At 47.7% G+C, this 17,588-nt stretch carries 17 protein-coding genes; 8 read left to right on the top strand and 9 right to left on the bottom strand.

All coding sequences use genetic code 11. The features are described from left to right. The first annotated feature begins 2 nt into the window (after window positions 1–2). Together ACVLR6_RS09140 and ACVLR6_RS09135 are read left to right on the top strand one after the other, a co-directional pair. Entirely contained in the window at window positions 3–2,249 is a 2,247-nt protein-coding gene (locus ACVLR6_RS09140; protein ID WP_168382034.1) for a bifunctional prephenate dehydrogenase/3-phosphoshikimate 1-carboxyvinyltransferase, read from the top strand. A gap of 96 nt (window positions 2,250–2,345) precedes the next feature. Continuing rightward, the gene (locus ACVLR6_RS09135; protein ID WP_016659168.1) at window positions 2,346–2,711 is read left to right on the top strand and encodes a hypothetical protein; all 366 of its coding nucleotides are present in this window, start codon (window positions 2,346–2,348) and stop codon (window positions 2,709–2,711) included. A gap of 114 nt (window positions 2,712–2,825) precedes the next feature. On the opposite strand, the gene ACVLR6_RS09130 is transcribed toward ACVLR6_RS09135, so the two are convergent. Then, window positions 2,826–3,458 carry an alpha/beta hydrolase gene (locus tag ACVLR6_RS09130; RefSeq protein ID WP_005178998.1) on the bottom strand — a complete coding sequence of 211 codons (633 nt, stop codon included), beginning with the start codon at window positions 3,456–3,458 and terminating at the stop codon, window positions 2,826–2,828. Between the two features lie 135 nt (window positions 3,459–3,593). Here ACVLR6_RS09130 and yaaA point away from each other — a divergent pair, with 135 nt between their 5' ends. After that, the gene (gene yaaA / locus ACVLR6_RS09125) at window positions 3,594–4,373 is read left to right on the top strand and encodes a peroxide stress protein YaaA (protein WP_168400283.1); all 780 of its coding nucleotides are present in this window, start codon (window positions 3,594–3,596) and stop codon (window positions 4,371–4,373) included. Window positions 4,374–4,390: 17 nt separating this feature from the next. Continuing rightward, complete coding sequence (locus ACVLR6_RS09120; protein ID WP_455995063.1) at window positions 4,391–5,035, top strand: HD domain-containing protein; 645 nt, start codon at window positions 4,391–4,393, stop codon at window positions 5,033–5,035. A 76-nt stretch (window positions 5,036–5,111) separates the two neighbouring features. Here ACVLR6_RS09120 and slyD read toward each other — a convergent pair whose 3' ends face one another. The 3 genes from slyD to ACVLR6_RS09105 all read right to left on the bottom strand — a co-directional run bounded on the left by slyD (window position 5,112) and on the right by ACVLR6_RS09105 (window position 8,454). Next, window positions 5,112–5,594 carry a peptidylprolyl isomerase gene (gene slyD, locus ACVLR6_RS09115; RefSeq protein ID WP_005178991.1) on the bottom strand — a complete coding sequence of 161 codons (483 nt, stop codon included), beginning with the start codon at window positions 5,592–5,594 and terminating at the stop codon, window positions 5,112–5,114. A gap of 134 nt (window positions 5,595–5,728) precedes the next feature. Next, on the bottom strand, window positions 5,729–7,015 hold the full coding sequence (locus ACVLR6_RS09110; RefSeq protein ID WP_016659164.1) for an NAD(P)/FAD-dependent oxidoreductase: 1,287 nt from the start codon (window positions 7,013–7,015) through the stop codon (window positions 5,729–5,731). 128 nt (window positions 7,016–7,143) lie between these two features. Beyond that, window positions 7,144–8,454 (bottom strand): D-alanyl-D-alanine carboxypeptidase family protein, encoded by a 1,311-nt coding sequence (locus ACVLR6_RS09105; RefSeq protein WP_168391057.1) that lies wholly within the window; start codon window positions 8,452–8,454, stop codon window positions 7,144–7,146. A gap of 180 nt (window positions 8,455–8,634) precedes the next feature. Here ACVLR6_RS09105 and ACVLR6_RS09100 point away from each other — a divergent pair, with 180 nt between their 5' ends. Then, entirely contained in the window at window positions 8,635–10,338 is a 1,704-nt protein-coding gene (locus ACVLR6_RS09100) for a M61 family metallopeptidase (protein WP_455995061.1), read from the top strand. Window positions 10,339–10,433: 95 nt separating this feature from the next. Here ACVLR6_RS09100 and paaI read toward each other — a convergent pair whose 3' ends face one another. Together paaI and ACVLR6_RS09090 are read right to left on the bottom strand one after the other, a co-directional pair. Next, window positions 10,434–10,826, bottom strand: a complete 393-nt coding sequence (gene paaI, locus ACVLR6_RS09095; RefSeq protein WP_005178971.1) for a hydroxyphenylacetyl-CoA thioesterase PaaI — start codon at window positions 10,824–10,826, stop codon at window positions 10,434–10,436. A gap of 176 nt (window positions 10,827–11,002) precedes the next feature. Next, on the bottom strand, window positions 11,003–11,788 hold the full coding sequence (locus ACVLR6_RS09090; RefSeq protein WP_045794865.1) for an rRNA large subunit pseudouridine synthase E: 786 nt from the start codon (window positions 11,786–11,788) through the stop codon (window positions 11,003–11,005). Window positions 11,789–12,194: 406 nt separating this feature from the next. On the opposite strand from ACVLR6_RS09090, the gene icd reads away from it, so the two are divergent. Beyond that, a complete protein-coding gene (icd, locus tag ACVLR6_RS09085; protein WP_016659160.1) occupies window positions 12,195–13,451 on the top strand; it encodes an NADP-dependent isocitrate dehydrogenase in 1,257 nt (418 codons plus the stop codon). A gap of 288 nt (window positions 13,452–13,739) precedes the next feature. Here icd and ACVLR6_RS09080 read toward each other — a convergent pair whose 3' ends face one another. Beyond that, window positions 13,740–13,910: a hypothetical protein gene (locus ACVLR6_RS09080; RefSeq protein ID WP_168384624.1), complete on the bottom strand. Its 171-nt coding sequence runs from the start codon at window positions 13,908–13,910 to the stop codon at window positions 13,740–13,742. A gap of 217 nt (window positions 13,911–14,127) precedes the next feature. Between ACVLR6_RS09080 and ACVLR6_RS09075 the strand changes: the two genes are divergently transcribed. Beyond that, window positions 14,128–14,697 carry a M23 family metallopeptidase gene (locus ACVLR6_RS09075; protein WP_168405072.1) on the top strand — a complete coding sequence of 190 codons (570 nt, stop codon included), beginning with the start codon at window positions 14,128–14,130 and terminating at the stop codon, window positions 14,695–14,697. Window positions 14,698–14,703: 6 nt separating this feature from the next. Here the strand turns inward: ACVLR6_RS09075 and ACVLR6_RS09070 are convergent, their stop codons facing one another. Then, complete coding sequence (locus ACVLR6_RS09070; protein WP_168405073.1) at window positions 14,704–15,882, bottom strand: YbfB/YjiJ family MFS transporter; 1,179 nt, start codon at window positions 15,880–15,882, stop codon at window positions 14,704–14,706. 107 nt (window positions 15,883–15,989) lie between these two features. After that, the gene (locus ACVLR6_RS09065) at window positions 15,990–16,568 is read right to left on the bottom strand and encodes a flavin reductase family protein (protein ID WP_005178960.1); all 579 of its coding nucleotides are present in this window, start codon (window positions 16,566–16,568) and stop codon (window positions 15,990–15,992) included. A 135-nt stretch (window positions 16,569–16,703) separates the two neighbouring features. Here ACVLR6_RS09065 and ACVLR6_RS09060 point away from each other — a divergent pair, with 135 nt between their 5' ends. Next, the gene (locus ACVLR6_RS09060) at window positions 16,704–17,531 is read left to right on the top strand and encodes a PhzF family phenazine biosynthesis protein (protein ID WP_005178958.1); all 828 of its coding nucleotides are present in this window, start codon (window positions 16,704–16,706) and stop codon (window positions 17,529–17,531) included. The last annotated feature ends 57 nt before the right edge of the window (window positions 17,532–17,588 follow it).

The raw sequence follows: 17,588 nt of genomic DNA, 5'->3' as shown, positions 1-17,588 counted from the left end.
CCATGACGCAACCCCTGTTTGAAAAAGTCGCTTTTATTGGACTTGGGCTGATTGGCTCAAGTCTGGCGCGTGTGATTCAGGCTGAACAGCTGGCTCATGAGGTAGTGGCATCGACCCGTTCGCAAAAAACGCTAGAAGATGCCAAAGCCTTGGGTTTAATTGCTGCCGGTTATAGCGATCCGGTCGAGGCGGTGAAAGATGCTGATCTGGTGGTACTGGCCTTGCCGGTACGTGCCACCGAATACGTATTGCAGCAGATTAAACCGTATTTAAAACCTGATGCAATCCTGACCGATGTCGGCAGTACCAAAGGCAATGTGGTCGATGCAGCCAAAGCGGTTTTTGGTGAACAACTGCCTGCCGGTTTTGTGCCGGGGCATCCGATTGCTGGAGCCGAGCATACCGGGGTCCATGCCGGTAAGGTCGATTTATTCGCCAATCATAAAGTGATTTTGACTCCATTACCGACCAGTGCGGATTGGGCGGTCAATAAACTGATTCAACTGTGGGAAGCAGCCAAAGCGGAAGTGATCTGTATGGATGTGGACAAGCACGATGAAGTGCTGGCACATACCAGTCATCTTCCGCATTTAATGGCATTTAACCTGGTGGAGCAACTGGCCAACAGGGAAGACAATTTAGATATTTTTCGCTATGCTGCAGGCGGCTTTCGTGATTTCTCGCGAATTGCAGCCAGTGATCCACAAATGTGGCACGACATCTTCTTTGCCAATAAAAAGGCAATTTTGAATGCAGTCGATGGCTTTGAACAACAGCTGGCAATCTTGCGCCAGCTGATCGAACAGGAAAACTCGCAGGCTTTAATGGGCCTGCTGGGACATGCTCAAGCAGCGCGTCAGCATTTTAATCATATGCTGGCCAAAAAACCGTTGATGGAGAACAATAAAGTGACACAACAATTTACGATTTTACCGGGCTCTAAAAATTTCCAGGGTAAATTTACTGTGCCAGGTGATAAATCTGTGTCACATCGTTCAATCATGTTTGGTGCAATTGCAGAAGGCACCACCCATGTCACCGGCTTTTTGGAAGGTGAAGATGCACTGGCGACCTTGCAGGCTTTTCGCGATATGGGCGTCAGTATTGAAGGCCCAAAAAATGGTGAAGTGACCATTCACGGTGTGGGGATGCAGGGCCTCAAAGCTCCAGTCGGCGCGCTGTATATGGGGAACTCTGGCACCTCCATGCGTTTGCTGTCAGGCATGTTGTCGGCGCAGGCCTTTGATTCGGTGATGACCGGTGATGCATCCTTGTCCAAGCGTCCAATGGAGCGTATTGCCAAGCCATTACGTGAAATGGGTGCACAAATCCAGACCACAGGTGAGCGTGGTACGCCACCGGTGTCAATTACGGGCAGCCAGCAGTTAAAAGGCATTCAGTACGATTTACCAATGGCCTCTGCACAGGTGAAATCAGGAATTTTACTGGCCGGTTTGTGGGCCGAAGGTGAAACTGCAGTAACTGAACCGGAACCAACCCGCGACCATACCGAGCGTATGCTGCGTGCTTTTGGTTATGAAGTGAAAACCGAAGGTAACCGTATTTCCCTGCAAGGCGGCGGTAAACTGGTGGGAACCAATATTCAGGTGCCTTCAGATATTTCATCTGCAGCGTTCTTTATGGTGGGCGCGGCCATTACTGAAAATGCCGATGTCACTTTAGAAGCTGTGGGCATTAACCCGACCCGTACTGGCGTGATTGAAATCCTCAAACAAATGGGTGCAGATATTACTGTATCCAACGAGCGTATTGCCGGTGGTGAACCGATTGCCGACATTCGTATTCAGGGCAGCCGTACCTTAAAAGGCATTCATATTCCGGAAGATCAGGTGCCACTGGCGATTGATGAATTCCCGGCGCTGTTTATTGCAGCAGCCTGTGCGGAAGGTCAGACTGTATTGACTGGTGCAGCTGAACTTCGCGTCAAAGAATCTGACCGGATTCAGGTGATGGCAGATGGCTTGAAAACCATGGGCATTGACTGTACCCCAACTGAAGATGGCATCATCATTGAAGGCAAGGGCAAAGCAGGTGACTGGTCGCCTGTGTTCACCGGCGGTGAAATTGAGTCACATCATGACCACCGTATTGCCATGAGCTTCTCGATTGCCGGTTTACGTAACTCGGAAGTAATTAAAATTGTGGGTACAGAAACGGTCGCGACCAGCTTCCCGACCTTTACCCAATTGACCGCTCAGGCCGGTCTGCAGATTGAAGTGACCGAATAAAGAGAAAAATAACCCAAAACAGCCAAGCTTTTGCTTGGCTGTTTGCTTTATATTGCTTATGCTAAAAATACAACAAGAACAGCAGTAGGGTCGTTTATGAAAACACTCCAGTTTACCGCACAATGTGATAACAAGGCCGAATTACAGGACTGTAAGATTGCCCAGAACTATGTGGCAGATTTGCTGGCCCGACAGTTAAACCAGCACGGCTTTGAAACCCTGCCGCAAAGTGGCGCACAAATTGCGGTTAGTGTGGAAGATCATCCTTTGCCCTTAAGCGTGAGCTGTGAAAGCCGCGATGCCGAAGGACGACTGGTGTGTGAAATCCTGTCTTATCCGGAAGAAGAGCAGGACTGGTTTGACCGGATTGAATCGCAAAGCTTGCTAAATCAGCTGGCCCAGGCGGTCGAGCAGACCTTAAAACAGGATGAAAACTTTACGGCCTTTGAATGGAAAAATTAAAACAATCCCAGATTGGAATTGCGAAGCCATTTCGTCTGTATCCATTTTAAAATTAACAGTACCGTCACTGATCTCCTCCCATAAAAAAACCCATCAGCAGATGGGTTTTTGTCTTTAGCCTAAGGCCAGGAAGCGGGTAATTGCAATCCGCAGCTGTTTTAAATAGCCGGTAAAGAAATGGTTAGCGCCCGGTAAAATGGTAACCAGATGACGCTGTGGTTTGGCCCAAGTAATCATGTCCGAGAGCAGGGTCACATCATCGGCTTCGCCATGAATAAACAGGATGTCACCTTTAATTTCAGGAGTTACATAGTGACGTACACCAGCTACTGTCGCAGTCGGCAAGCCGCATAAAATGGTCTGTTTTGGCTGTAATTCAACCGGTAGCGCTGCATAACTCTTTGCCATCACATGCGCACCAAAGCTGAAACCGCCGGCATAGAACGGCAGGCCAATGTGCTGGCTGCGCGCATATTTGATGACTTCTAGAATATCGTCCGTTTCGCCAAAGCCTTCATCATGCACACCTTCACTCTGGCCTGAACCGCGGAAGCTTGGGCGATATACCACGCAGCCGCGCTCTAGGTACATTTGTGCTAATAATGCAGGAACTTTGTGTTGCGGGGTGCCGCCTTGCAATGGATGGGGGTGGCTGACAACCGCGAATCCTTTCACTTCACCCTGTGGATAATCTACGAAAACTTCAATTCGACCCACAGGACCTGGAATGAAAATTTGCTCGGACATAAGATAATCGAATAATGGCAGGAGAATCGATTATTTTACCGATTATGTTTAGGAAAAACACAGATTGGCATTAAAATAAGCTGACTGTTATAGTTTGATTAATTATTTTTTAACCACTTTTTGATCAGGATGTGTATGCTCGCCTTAATTTCTCCTGCTAAGACTTTAGATTATGAATCTGCATTACCCACCGACAGCCACACCTTACCAAGACTATTAGCGCATTCACAAGAACTTATCGACGTTAGTCGTACGCTATCTGCTTCAGAAATCGCCAATTTAATGAGTGTGAGCGAAAAAATCGCCAATTTAAACGTAGAACGCTTCCGCGACTGGCAGGCCGATTTTGATTTTTCCAATGCGCGTCAGGCGCTGTTTGCCTTTAAAGGCGATGTCTATACCGGTCTGAATGCCTATAGCCTGAAGGATCAGGATATTGATTATGCACAGCAGCATTTGCGCATGTTATCAGGTCTGTATGGCTTATTGCGCCCGCTGGATTTAATGATGCCGTATCGTCTGGAAATGGGCACCAAGCTGAAAAATCCGCGTGGCAGCAATTTGTATGAATTCTGGGGCACCATCATTACTGATCTGATCAATGAAGATCTGGCCGCGGCCAAGTCTGAATTGCTGGTGAATATCGCTTCGGATGAATATTATAAATCGGTGAAAGAAAGCAAGATTCAGGCAGAAATCATCAAGCCGGTATTTTTAGACCAGAAAAATGGCAAATATAAAGTCATCAGCTTCTATGCCAAAAAAGCCCGTGGCCTGATGGCACGCTATATCATCGAAAATAAAATTGAACGCGCTGAAGATTTAAAAGGCTTTAATAGCGATGGCTATTATTTCGATGCTGACAGCTCCCTAAAAGGTGAGCTGGTGTTTAAGCGAGATGAGCAAGCCGCATAAACAGGGGAGTGCGTGCCATGCAACCAGAACTTGCTGATTTTCAGTTGTATTGGCAACGCTGCGCTCAGCAGTTTGCGCTGAATCGCTGCCAGACGCAGCAGCTGTATGCGCGGCTGCTGGCGGCTTATAGTGAGCCGCAGCGGCACTATCATGGCGTGCAGCATATTCTGGAATGTCTGCAGCATTTCGATCAGATTCGCACACAGTTGCAGCAAGCATCGCTGGTCGAGCTGGCGTTATGGTTTCATGATGCGGTCTATCATCCTAAAGCGCAGGACAATGAAGCGCAAAGTGTGACATTGTGCCAGCAGTTATGCGCAGATTTTTTAACAGCAGCACAAATCGAAACCGTGAGCCGCTGGATTCTTGCTACCCGGCAGCATCAGCCTAGTGATGAGCCAGATTTAAATGCCTTGCTGGATATTGATCTGGCGATTCTGGCTGCGCCGCCAGTACGTTTTGCTGAATATCAGCAACAGATTCGTCAGGAATATGCCTGGGTCGAGCAGAATCTTTATCAGCACAAGCGCCGTGCGGTATTGATGCAGTTTTATCAGATGCAACCGCTATATCAGACCCGGTATTTCCAGCAGCATTATGAAGCACAGGCCAAACACAATCTGGCCCAAGCCTTGTCTGCAGCGGGCGAATCAGCATCGTGATGGTTTATTCACCCACTAAAATTCAGGCATAAAAAAAGGCAAAGTCAGACTTTGCCTTTTCCATCTTGTCACAAGATTAGTGGTGATGACCGCCAACACCGTGTACGTGACCGTGGTCTAACTCTTCTTGAGTCGCTTCACGGATTTCTACGATTTCAACTTCAAAAGTCAGGTCTTGACCAGCAAGCGGGAAGTTTGCATCAACGATTACGTTTTCGCCTTCAACTGCTTTAACCGTTACGATCTGTACGCCATCATCAGTTTGTGCTTGGAACTGCATGCCAGGCTGAATGCTGTCTACGCCTTGGAACATTTGCGCTGGAACTTCTTGAACCAGGTCAGGGTTGTATTCGCCATAACCTTCAGCAGCAGGTACGTTTACAGTGAATTTTTCACCCACAGTTTTACCTTCTAGGGCTTTTTCAAGACCAGGGATGATGTTACCCGCACCATGCAAATAGGCAAGTGGTTCACCTTGAGATTGGTCGAGAGTTTCACCCTCTGCGTTAGTCAATGTGTAGTGGAAAGAAACCACGAGGTCATTTGCAATAGCAGTCATGTTATAGATCCATTTAGTTTTCTAAGGGTACATCATAAAGTGAAAAGGCAAATTTGTTGAATACTTTTACTCAAAAAACTCACATTTGGCTTTTTTATGACATTTTCCCAGATATTGGGGCAGTCGATAAAATTTCAATGCAATTTTATTTTAGGGCCAATTTTTCTGCCGAGCATATCTTTGGCGGTCAGCACCCCGGCATGGGTATAGCCATGAATGGTGGCCTGATGCAGCCGGTATAAAGACACATACATCGACTTGGCGACTATGCCCTGTACATTGACCCGACCGAGTAATTCACCCACGGCCGTATGCTGGCTTAAAGAAATCAGCGAGCCTTTGTCGGAGAATTTAAACATCGGCAGTGGTTTCCCATTCACGTGCTGGCTCAGGGCACGAACCAGAAAGCTGGCCTGCTGACTGGCCACCTGCGCACGCGGACCCAGCACCGGTTCATCGGCTTTGGGCTGGCAATGGGCACAATCGCCAAAGGCAAAAATGTTGGGGTCGGTATAAGTCTGTAAGGTGGCATAGACTTTTAAACGGTGCAGATGATCTTTTTCAAAATCATCCCACTGTTTAAAAATTTCCGGGGCCTGAATTCCGGCAGCCCAGACTTTAATTTCTGCTTCTAGCGGATTACCTGCAGCAAAATAAACCTGTTCTTCATCGACTTTGGCCACCCGATGCTGGGTCAGCACTTCAATACCAAAGCGCTCCAGCTGGACTTGGGTATGCCGGGAAATTTGCTGCGACAGCGCTGGTAAAATCCGGTCGGCAGCTTCAATGAGCGTAATCCGAACCTGCTGCGGGTCAATCCGGTTTAAACCATATTGGGCAAAAGTCTGTTTGGCCTGATACAGCTCTGCCGCCAGTTCAACACCGGTAGCACCGGCGCCAATAATGGCAATATTCAGGGCACGGCTTTGCGGTTGATTTTGGGCTTCTAAATACAGGTGTAGCAAGTCCTGATGAAACACCGTGGCCTGAGGCAGGCTGTCCAGAAAATGACAATGCTGTTTCACCCCTTCGGTATTAAAGTCATTGGAAGTGGAGCCTAGCGCCAGTACCAGCGTATCATAGTCCACGTCAATCTGCTTTGGTGGCTGCTCTTTTTTGGAAAATTGCGGTGCCTGCAGCTGAATCTTTTTCTGGGTCCGGTCAATGCCAACCAGGGTGCCTAATATAAACTGATAATGATGCTGGGCAGCATGGACAAAATAGTTGGTTTCTTCCTGATGCGGATTGAGCGTGCCGGCTGCAATTTCATGTAGCAGCGGTTTCCAGATGTGGGTCAGTTTCTGATCGACCAGAATAATCTGCGCTTTGCCCGATTTACCCAAACGATGACCGAGTTGGGTAGCAAGCTCCAGACCGCCGGCGCCGCCACCGACAATCACAATACGATGTAATGCTGACATGATGAACCTATATTGTTATTTTTAATGCAAGAACAGGCTCAATTTATGCCATCTCCCGGTCAGGAAAATGGCTCAGATTGTTCGACAACTTACATCATGTAGCATTTCCACTGTGCTTGTTCACAGGATTAAACCAGCGGATAAGTTTTGGCTGCGGTTTCATCCTTGGAGGAAAAGCTAAACAGGCTTTTTAGCCAGATCAGCAGTTTTTCAAACAGGCTGGCTTCGGCAATATGTACTTCTTCTTCCAGATGAATGGTATTGATCAGGCGGTTATTCTGATAAACATGCACGGTGGCCAGCTGCATCACCTGTGCCAGCGGGGCCGTCAGTAACTTTTCTTTCAGCTCGACATTCAAATGGGTTTCGGTCTGGGTTAAGGGTTCAATCAGTCGGGTCTGACCGAAGGTATCGTTAACAAACAGGCGCTGCTGGGTCACATCAAACTGTTTTAAATCAATCGCGCTATTTTCGCCATATAAAGACGTGGTGACAATTTTCGGTTGCTGCACTTCAACCTTGAACATTTTCAGGGTCGACTTTACCACTGGCAACTCAGCAATCAGCTGCTTGTTTTTTAAAGCCACTTCGTTGCGGGTGTAGGCATAACTGATGTTCATCAGTTGCTGGGCAATTTCAGCGCGTTTAAATGCACTTTTGGCACCCAAAACCACCACAATTAAACGCCGGTTCGGATCATCAAAATTCTGGGTGAGACGGTTGGCCGTCAGCGCCAGGTTATAACCGGCGGCACGGGTATAACCGGTTTTCAAGCCATCCACCGTCGGGTCCTGTTTGAGCAGAATGTTAGTGGCACGGTGATAACGCTGGTTATAGGTAAAACTGGTCTGTTTGGAATAAGCGAGATAATCCGGAGTGTCATTGACGACCGCCTGTGCCAGACGGGCCAGATCGGCCGCGGTAGAATAATGTTCCGGCATGGTAATCCCGGACGGATTCTGGAAATGGGTATGCTGCATTCCCAAGGCCTGTGCTTCCTGATTCATACGTGCCACGAACTGCGGTACGCTGCCAGAAATCCGTTCGGCCAGAGTTAGGGCGGCATCATTGGCAGACATCACAATTAAACCAGCTAGCAGCTGATCAACAGAAATCTGCTCACCTTCTTTCAGGTACATCTGGGATTCATCCCACATCACCTGTTTCACCACCGACGTTGCGGTCAGCACATCTGCCACGTTCAGCTTGCCGGCCTGAATGTCCTTGAGCACAATATAGGCCACCATCATCTTGGTCAGCGAGGCCGGAGCGCGCTGAATCTGGCTATTGTGTTCTGCAATGACCTGACCCGATTGTGGATCAAGCACGGTCCAGGCTTCTGCTTCAACCGTTTCAGGATTAAAAGATAATAAGGTGGCATGCGCAAGCGAGCTGCATAGCCAGCACAGCAGCGCAATCAGGTAGATGACACGTTTCAAGGGGATTCCTTTTTTAACCAGTCCGTTGGTCATAAACATAAAAAATTTTAGGCATGCTATGCTTTTTTTTGCCGCCTGACTAGCGATAATTTTCGACAATGAAGACGACTGCGCATTGCATGACAAAAAAATGTTAAGCTAATTGATAAGTTATCTCTTTGATCTTTTATATCGCCCATTATGTTGCATTATCAAATCGAATTTGACGATTATCGTCAGCATCTTATTCATGTCACTTTGCGCTTTCTGGCCAATCCGACACAGGTTCTAGCTTTACCGACCTGGATTCCGGGCAGCTATCTGATTCGTGAATTTTCCAAACATATTGAAGCGGTCAAGGCCTATGATGAAGCCGGGCGTATTTTAAAAATCCAGAAATTTGAAAAGAACAAATGGCGTTTGTTTAATACCGATCATGAACTGATTACGGTGGAATATGATGTTTATGCCTACGACCTGTCGGTGCGTGGTGCCTATGTTGATCAGACCCGGTTATATGTCAATCCGGCCTGTGCCTGTTTAGGACTGGAAGGTCAGGAAGATAAAGCCATTGAAGTCGAAGTGTTCCTACCCAATGAACTGAAACATTTCCAGCTGGCGACCGGACTGGCGGCCAAAAGTCTGGTGAAGGGGCGTTATACCTTAAAAGCCAAAAACTATGCCGAACTGATTGATGCGCCGTTTGAACTGGCCGAGCAGACCCGTTTTAGTTTTGATGCAGCAGGCATTCCACATGAATTTGTGGTGTCGGGCAAACATGCCATGAATGCTGCGAGAATGCAGCAGGACCTGGAAAAAATCTGCGCCACTGAAATTGCCATGTTCGGTTCTGCACCGTTTCAGGATTATACCTTTATGACCATGGCGACCGGGAACAGTTACGGTGGTCTGGAGCATCCAAACAGTACCAGCCTGATTACCCCGCGCGATGACTTGCCAAAAGCCAATGAGCCGGAAGAGCCGTCGAAAGAATATCAGCGTTTTCTGGGGCTGTGCAGCCATGAATATTTCCACTCCTGGCTGGTGAAATTTATCCGTCCGGACAGCTTTGTCAATTATGACCTGAACCGGGAAGGTTACACCTCCTTGTTATGGATTTTTGAAGGTTTCACCTCATATTATGATGACCTGATTTTATTACGCAGCGGTGTGGTTAATCAGGAGTCTTATATTGCTTTATTAAAAGCGCAGATTGACCGTTATTTGCAAAATCCGGGTCGGGCAATCCAAACCGTGGCTGAATCAAGCTTTGATGCCTGGGTCAAATTCTACCGTCAGGATGAAAACTCCAACCATGCCGGCACCAGCTATTACAACAAGGGCTGTCTGGTGGCCTTGTGTCTGGACCTCGGTTTACGTCTGCGTGGCTCTAGTCTGGATGCGTTAATGCGCAAGCTGTATGACAATGCGCAGCAGGGGATTCAGGTGCATGAGCGCACGATTTATGAATTGTGTCAGGAATTAACCGGTGATAGCTGGGCTGAGCAGATTAACCATCTGATTAACACCACCGAAGAATTACCGCTGGATCAGCTGTTCCCGGAATTTGGTCTGAGCTACAGCTTAAAAAATGACAAGCGTTTGCCATTGGGGCTAAAACTGGCTGATAAACCGGAAGGCGTACTGGTACAGGCCGCACGCCGTGATGGTCAGGCAGCGCAAGCCGGTCTGTCGGCGCATGATGTAATCATTGCCATTGATGGCCTCAAAGCCAGCAGCAAACTGATCGAACAGTATGCCAAACAGAGCGGCAGCTTTACAGTACATGCTTTCCGCCGTGATGAACTGATGCAGTTTGAAGTGAATGCAGCAGGTTCTGAACAGACTGAAGTTGAATTAAAAGTTGAAGATCAGGCCAAACTGGATCGCTGGTTAAAAGTGTAAAATCACAGTCTGAAATCTATACTATAAAAAACCGATGCTCAGGCATCGGTTTTTTTATGCAGATCTATCGTCATAAACCCTATCGTAATCACACCTTATTTGATGATCAGGCGGGAAGTACCGCGAAACTCCGCCACAATCTGCTGCTTCTGGTTCGTGACCCGAATATCATAAATGCCGCTGCGGCCACTGCTGGCCTTATGTTCTGCCACCGCAGTCAGGGTATCGCCGAGCAGGCCCGGTTTTAAATAATGAATACCGCAGTGCTGACCCACCGCCGGATGTTCGCCGGTGTTGCAGGCAATGGCAAAAGCCGCATCCGCCAGCGCAAAAATCACCGCACCGTTACAGGTTTGATGGCCTTGTAAATGCTGCTCGGTAATTTTTAATTCAATCTGTGCGCTGTGTTCACCAAACGACACCAAATGGGCGCCCAGATGCTGCATTAATCGGTCCTGATGAAACATGGGATTAACTTGCTGATCCATAGCAGACTCCTTTTTTAAGATACGTTTTATTTTAAATTTAAAATTATATGAATCATAAATAGCATTGTGATGATAAAAAGACAAGCAAAAAATAAGGCCCCGTTGGAGCCTTATTTTCATCGTCTATTCAACGCATCTTTGCAACAGCTTTTTTAGCTATACAGATGCCAGCCCCATTAACGGGCACGACGACCACGTGATTTGGTGTTGGGACGGGTGGTGCCATTGGTCTTGCGACGTGGCTTTTCACCTTCTTCCATTTGCCAGATGCGTGGTGTGCCGGATTTTTTCTTGGCGGTACCATCTTTGTTGACTTTTTTCTGCATCGGTTTGCCACCAGTGCCGCCCGGTTTCTTCACATAAGAACGTGAGCGATACGGCTGTTCGGCTGGTACATCTTTAAAGTCGCTATAGAGCAGTGGTTCAATTTCACGGGTTTCACCCGGTTGCAGGCCCAGCTGAACCAGATCAATCGAACCGATTTTGGTGCGAATTAAACGCAAAGTTGGGAAGCCGACCGCAGCGGTCATGCGGCGCACCTGGCGGTTACGGCCTTCACAAATTGAAATTTCAGCCCAGGAGGTCGGCACCGAAGCACGGTAACGTACCGGCGGATGACGTTCCCATAACCACTCCGGTTCAGCCACTTTAATCGCTTTGGCCGGCAAGGTCATGCCATCATTCAGTTCTACACCTTTACGCAGCTGTTCTAGCGCTTCTTCGGTAATGTCACCATCGACCTGGACCAGATAGGTTTTAAACTTTTTATTGGCCGGGTTGGTAATAAACTGGTTTAAACCGCCATGATCGGTCAGGAACATTAAACCTTCTGAATCCATGTCCAGACGACCGGCAATCCGTAAATCCGGATCATCAATGAAGTCGGCCATGGTTGGGTGCTTTTCATCGGGACGAAACTGCGACAGCACATCATAAGGCTTGTTAAGAATAACTATTTTCACTGTAACCTGCTAAAAAATATAACAAAATATGGGTGTGATTCTTATGCTAACTGTAATAAAACCCGGCATGGGAGAGAAAGGGTGACAATGAGCAAAAAGAAGGTCCACAATATCCGGCTACTATAGCAGATTCTGTCTGATCTGCCTGAACTTTATGGCAAAGCTGAGCAGATGATTTTGATTGGAAATGTAAAACTTGCTGAGAGATGCCACAGGATATATGCTGATTTATTAAGCACAGAAATAAGGCCATTTCCCTTATAAATCCCGGGCTGGTTAAATTTTGATTAAACTGAAAAGATCATCGAGTTAAAAATACAATTAAGCAGACAGCCAAAAAAGACCGGTGCCGGGCAAGAATAGTATGGATTTGCCCACCCACCAATCACAGGGAGTAGCAAGGATTATGGGTTATCAGAAAATCGTCGTGCCTGCAGATGGCAGCAAAATTACGGTAAATGCAGATTTATCCCTGAATGTGCCGAACAATCCGATTATCCCTTTTATTGAAGGTGACGGGATTGGGGTGGATATTACCCCGACTATGAAAGCCGTGGTGGATGCGGCAGTACAAAAAGCCTATGGTGGCAAACGTGCGATTGAATGGATGGAAGTGTATTGCGGCGAAAAGGCCAACAAGATTTATGGCACCTATATGCCGGAAGAAACCTTTGAGGTCTTGCGTGAATTTGTGGTGTCGATTAAAGGGCCGCTAACCACACCAGTTGGTGGTGGGATCCGCTCATTGAATGTGGCCTTGCGTCAGGAACTGGACCTGTATGTCTGTGTGCGTCCGGTACGCTGGTTTGAAGGCGTGCCTTCACCGGTGCAACATCCGGAACTGACCGATATGGTGATTTTCCGGGAAAACTCGGAAGATATTTATGCCGGGATTGAATGGAAAGCCGATTCACCGGAAGCGAAAAAAGTCATTAAATTCCTGAAAGAGGAAATGGGTGTCACCAAAATCCGCTTTGAAGAAAACTGTGGTATTGGGATTAAACCGGTCTCCAAAGAAGGCACTCAGCGTCTGGTGCGTAAAGCCATCCAGTTCGCGATTGATAATGACAAGCCGAGTGTGACCTTGGTACATAAAGGCAACATCATGAAATATACCGAAGGCGCCTTTAAGGAATGGGGGTATGAAGTGGCGCTGGAGCGTTTTGGCGGCGAATTGCTCGATGGCGGGCCGTGGGTGAAGCTGAAAAATCCGAAAACCGGCAAAGAGATTATGATTAAAGATGTAATTGCCGATGCCTTTTTACAGCAGATTTTAATGCGCCCGGCAGATTATTCGGTCATTGCCACCTTAAACCTGAACGGGGATTATATTTCAGATGCACTGGCGGCAGAAGTCGGCGGGATTGGCATTGCACCGGGAGCCAATATTGGCGGGGCAATTCATATGTATGAAGCCACCCATGGCACTGCGCCAAAGTATGCTGGGCAGGACAAGGTCAATCCAGGGTCGATTATTCTGTCTGCGGAAATGATGCTGCGCGATATGGGCTGGACTGAAGCGGCCGATCTGATTATTCGGGGTGTATCCGGTGCGATTGCAGCCAAAACGGTGACATATGATTTTGAACGCCTGATGCCAGATGCCACCTTGCTGCGCTGCTCTGAGTTTGGTCAGGCGATTATTGACAAGATGGACCAATAAAACGCTATCTATTTGATGCAACCGCCCGCGTTTAACGCGGGTTTTTTATGCCTTATCTTCTCATCCATTTGTGTCAATGTAATGACAAGTAACCACAGTGATGCTTTGGGTGACTAAGGTAAAATAGTAAAACTATTTTCACTTAATTTGTAATGGATAATCCTGTGCCCAATTACATTGAGGCAATTTGATACAGCTTATGACTTGGGCAAAAAACAAAACCCGGTAGAGTAATACCTGTACATATTGTGCGACATATCGAACTGATACAGGAGTGATATGAAATGGCTAATCAACAAAACCAGCAGAATCAACAGAATCAGCAAAACCAACGTCAACAAAATCAGCAGCAGAATGACAATCAACGTCAACAGCAGCAACAGCCTCAGCAACAAAATCAAAAACAGAAAAACCAACGTCAGCAATGATGTCGCCCCCCCAATTTAAAAACTTTTTCATCGCCTAAAGGCGCAGATAGGTTTTTAAATTGATTTACTGACAAAGGCTCTCATGATGAGAGCCTTTGTCATATCTATATAGCCCATGACGATCTAGATCGGAAAGCAGCAGAGGAATCATCTCCAAACCCAGATCAGCAAAACCTGTACAAAAACCGTGTTTTATCTACCCCTGAGCAGACCTTAAGATCAAGTCATCCCTTGATGATGCAGGTGCCATGAATATCTTGATTTCTAAACGGCTCGCCGGTCTGGCGCTTGGCTTAAGTTTGAGTGTGCTGCTGGTCGGCTGTCAGCCACCGCCTTCGGGTGATGCCGCCGGTATGCGCTATCCGATGCTGTATCTGAAATTGCAACAGCAGGAATTCATGGCGCCTTTACCGGTCCCGGTAGAAGGTGTGCAGGCCAGGCAGATCAGTGATACCTGGGGTGCGGCGCGCAGTGAAGGGCGTCGGCATGAAGGCACTGATATTTTTGCCAAACGCGGCACGCCGGTACGCTCAACCACGGCTGGAATTGTATCGCGGGTGGGCACCAACAACCTTGGGGGTAAAGTGGTCTGGGTGATTGGTCCGGGCTTAAGCCATCATTATTATGCGCATTTAGAGGATTATGCAGCGGAGATTCAGGAAGGTGACTGGATTGAAGCCGGTGAAATCATTGGTTATGTCGGTAATAGCGGCAATGCTCAAAATACACCGCCACATTTGCATTATGGGATTTATTTAGGCGGACAAGGCGCCGTGAATCCTTATCCCTATTTGGTACAAGAACTGACCGATGAATAAATGGGATCAGTTTACCTCGATTGTAGAAACTGGGGTTTTGGTGGCCGGCAGTCTGCAAATAAAATACAGATTTCCCAGTGCCAGAACCGCACCGGCCAGTAAAAACTGCTGCGGATAGGACCAGCCGGCGACTTGTAAGCCGCTAAAGCTTAAGCCTCCTATCAGCTGCACGCTGGCAAAGCATAAAGTAGCCATGCCCCATAATTTTTTATAGGCCAGACCATACAGCTGGAGCAGGGTATAAGAGGTCAGAAACACCACCGCCGGATTCAGCAGGCCAGTAAAAAAGGAAGACAGAAAGGTCATCACTGACCAAGGGGCGATTGCCGCTAAAATGGCCGCCACATACAGGCAATACAGGATTTTCAGGGCTTTGAAATTGCCGAGCTGTTTTGCCAGAAAATAGGCACAGGCCGCTCCGCAGGCACTGCCCAGGCCATATAAAATCCAGTGGCTATTGATCCAGAACAGGCTGAGTTGTTGCACCTGACTTAAATAGTCAATCCAGAAGAGTGAGTGTGGTACATAGGAAAACGCGCTACAGCTATACACCAAGAGCAGGCTGGCAAAGACTTTTTTATTGATGGGCACAGCAGCAGCGCTTTGAGGCTGGCTTTGGATGTTAACCGGTAGGGCTTTGGGTTTGAGCAGGATTAAACCCAGACTGCACAGCACGGCAAAGGCACATAAAATCAGCCAGGCGCTTGAGGTGGAGATATGATCTAAATAGGGCAAAAATAATGTGGCGAGCAGCACACCAAGTCCGATGCCACTAAAACCAATCACATTAATTTTAAACCGATGCTGCAATTCACAGTGCTGCGCAACCACGCTCGGCGCCAGAATCATCAGCCAGCCACCGCAGATGCCGGACAATATTCGCCAGAACAGATACCAGCTGCCCTCAAAACCGGCGAACGCACAGCAGAATAAACTTAAACTGCCGAGAAAGGCCGCGGCCTGAATCCAGCTTAATAGCTGCCGGTTTAAGCGCATGGCCCAGACCGCACCAATTAAATAACCGAGTAAATTGGCGCTGCCTAACAGGCTGGCAAACTCGCTACTCCATTCAAAAGCCAGACGGGTACTGGGTAATAAGGCGGTATAAGAAAAACGAAAAATACCGATACCTAAACAGGTGGCCAGCAGTAAAAACAGGCTGAGGCGGCGTTGCTGTGCATCCATGCAGATTCCTTGCGCTTTTTATTATGCGTAAAATATTGTTGTATGGCGCGCGGGCTATTACAGTTGCGCGCTGATCTGGCCAATTTGTTTGCTAATCTAACAACTGTTTATTCCACTGAAACCGGCTGACCAATGCTATAAAAATGCCCGCCGGCAATATGGTGGATACTTTTCCATTCATCGGCCACTTCATGATAATACCAGTGCCCGTCACGAAATACCCGCTGATCGGCATAGGCTGTAATGACTTTGCCTATAAACAGGTCATGGGTTTGCTGGTTGTGCGGCTCCGGAATAAGTTCACAGATCAGCCAGGCGGCGCATCCGGCCACTGTCGGCACAGGAGAATGCTCAAACTGGAACAGCTCGACCCCACAGCGGTCCAGCTTGTTCGGCTCCTGAAACAGGCTGATGCTTCCCAGTTGATGCACCATCCTGAGCTGTTTTAAGGTCGGCACCTGCAAGGCAAAATAACCTGACTGTTCAATGATGGCACGGGTTTTGGTGCTTTTATCCAGCACCACTGTAACTTTGGCGGGATTAAACTCAAGCGCACAGGCCCAGGCTGCAGCCATGACATCGGTTTCTTGCTGATCTTGTGCAGACACCAGCACGGTCGGACCATGATTGATCAAACGATAGGCCTTTTCCAAAGGCACGGCTTGCAGATCAGCAGGGAGCGTCATATTTTTTATTCCTCAATCAGAGATCATTCTTGAGATATGCAGGAAAACAACAATTCTGCATTGTACCGGGTGTTAAAACTTATATCATTGATGCATGCTTGGGAAAAAGCACAAAATACAGCGGGAGACAGATTCATGAAAATGTATCAGGTTGATGCATTCACAACAGCATTATTTAAGGGAAATCCGGCCGCAGTAATAGTGGTCGAAGACTGGCTTGATGACGCTTTAATGCAGAATATTGCACTGGAAAATAACCTTTCCGAAACTGCCTTTGTCAAGCCGATGGATGCTGAAAATTTCGAGATTCGCTGGTTTAGCCCCACAGTTGAAGTCGATTTTTGCGGCCATGCCACTTTGGCCAGCAGCTTTGTACTGTTTAAGGATTATACCCGCGCCAAAACCATTCATTTTCATGTCAAAAATTTAGGTCTTTTTATTGTCACGCAAGATGATGATGGCAAAATCCGCATGAATTTTCCAACCCGTGTGCCGGTACTGCAAGATGAATTTCCGGCGCAATTGCTGGATGTGATTGATCAGCCGGTTAAGGAAGTCTATTTAAATGCACAGGCCTATATTCTGGTACTGGAATCTGAGCAGGCAGTGTTAGCCGCCCAGCCCGATCTGGCCAAAATCCGGCAGATTGCAGAGCTGCATCAGGTCAGCACCGCAATTACCGCGACAGACCTAGATGTGGCCTTGACCGCGCCCTCTCAGGACTATGACTATATTGCTCGCTACTTTGCCCCGCATAAAGGGATTGATGAAGATCCGGTGACTGGTTCCATGCATACCGGTCTGGCGCCGTTATGGGCGGAAAAAACTGGCAAAACCGAATTGGTGGCCTATCAGGCGTCGGCGCGAGGCGGAATGCTGTACTGTGCCTTACAAGCAGAGCAGCGTATTGAAATTTCCGGTTATGCCAAATTATATCTGGTGGCCGAGTTATTTTTAGATTAAAACAGAACAGGGAAATCACGCTGGGTATGCCGGTGATTTTCAAACATAAGTCACAAC

It is taken from the genome of Acinetobacter sp. T63 (assembly GCF_053852345.1).
This window is presented reverse-complemented; position numbering and strand designations above follow the sequence as displayed.

What these genes read in the sequence shown, in the direction of transcription:
- slyD (WP_005178991.1), bottom strand. Translation starts at nt 5,594, where the DNA reads ATGACTGCTATTGCAAATGACCTCGTGGTTTCTTTCCACTACACATTG.
- ACVLR6_RS09065 (WP_005178960.1), bottom strand. Translation starts at nt 16,568, where the DNA reads ATGACGCTCCCTGCTGATCTGCAAGCCGTGCCTTTGGAAAAGGCCTAT.
- ACVLR6_RS09135 (WP_016659168.1), top strand. Translation starts at nt 2,346, where the DNA reads ATGAAAACACTCCAGTTTACCGCACAATGTGATAACAAGGCCGAATTA.
- yaaA (WP_168400283.1), top strand. Translation starts at nt 3,594, where the DNA reads ATGCTCGCCTTAATTTCTCCTGCTAAGACTTTAGATTATGAATCTGCA.
- paaI (WP_005178971.1), bottom strand. Translation starts at nt 10,826, where the DNA reads ATGGATCAGCAAGTTAATCCCATGTTTCATCAGGACCGATTAATGCAG.
- ACVLR6_RS09100 (WP_455995061.1), top strand. Translation starts at nt 8,635, where the DNA reads ATGTTGCATTATCAAATCGAATTTGACGATTATCGTCAGCATCTTATT.
- ACVLR6_RS09070 (WP_168405073.1), bottom strand. Translation starts at nt 15,882, where the DNA reads ATGGATGCACAGCAACGCCGCCTCAGCCTGTTTTTACTGCTGGCCACC.
- icd (WP_016659160.1), top strand. Translation starts at nt 12,195, where the DNA reads ATGGGTTATCAGAAAATCGTCGTGCCTGCAGATGGCAGCAAAATTACG.
- ACVLR6_RS09080 (WP_168384624.1), bottom strand. Translation starts at nt 13,910, where the DNA reads ATGAAAAAGTTTTTAAATTGGGGGGGCGACATCATTGCTGACGTTGGT.
- ACVLR6_RS09060 (WP_005178958.1), top strand. Translation starts at nt 16,704, where the DNA reads ATGAAAATGTATCAGGTTGATGCATTCACAACAGCATTATTTAAGGGA.
- ACVLR6_RS09110 (WP_016659164.1), bottom strand. Translation starts at nt 7,015, where the DNA reads ATGTCAGCATTACATCGTATTGTGATTGTCGGTGGCGGCGCCGGCGGT.
- ACVLR6_RS09140 (WP_168382034.1), top strand. Translation starts at nt 3, where the DNA reads ATGACGCAACCCCTGTTTGAAAAAGTCGCTTTTATTGGACTTGGGCTG.
- ACVLR6_RS09120 (WP_455995063.1), top strand. Translation starts at nt 4,391, where the DNA reads ATGCAACCAGAACTTGCTGATTTTCAGTTGTATTGGCAACGCTGCGCT.
- ACVLR6_RS09130 (WP_005178998.1), bottom strand. Translation starts at nt 3,458, where the DNA reads ATGTCCGAGCAAATTTTCATTCCAGGTCCTGTGGGTCGAATTGAAGTT.
- ACVLR6_RS09075 (WP_168405072.1), top strand. Translation starts at nt 14,128, where the DNA reads ATGAATATCTTGATTTCTAAACGGCTCGCCGGTCTGGCGCTTGGCTTA.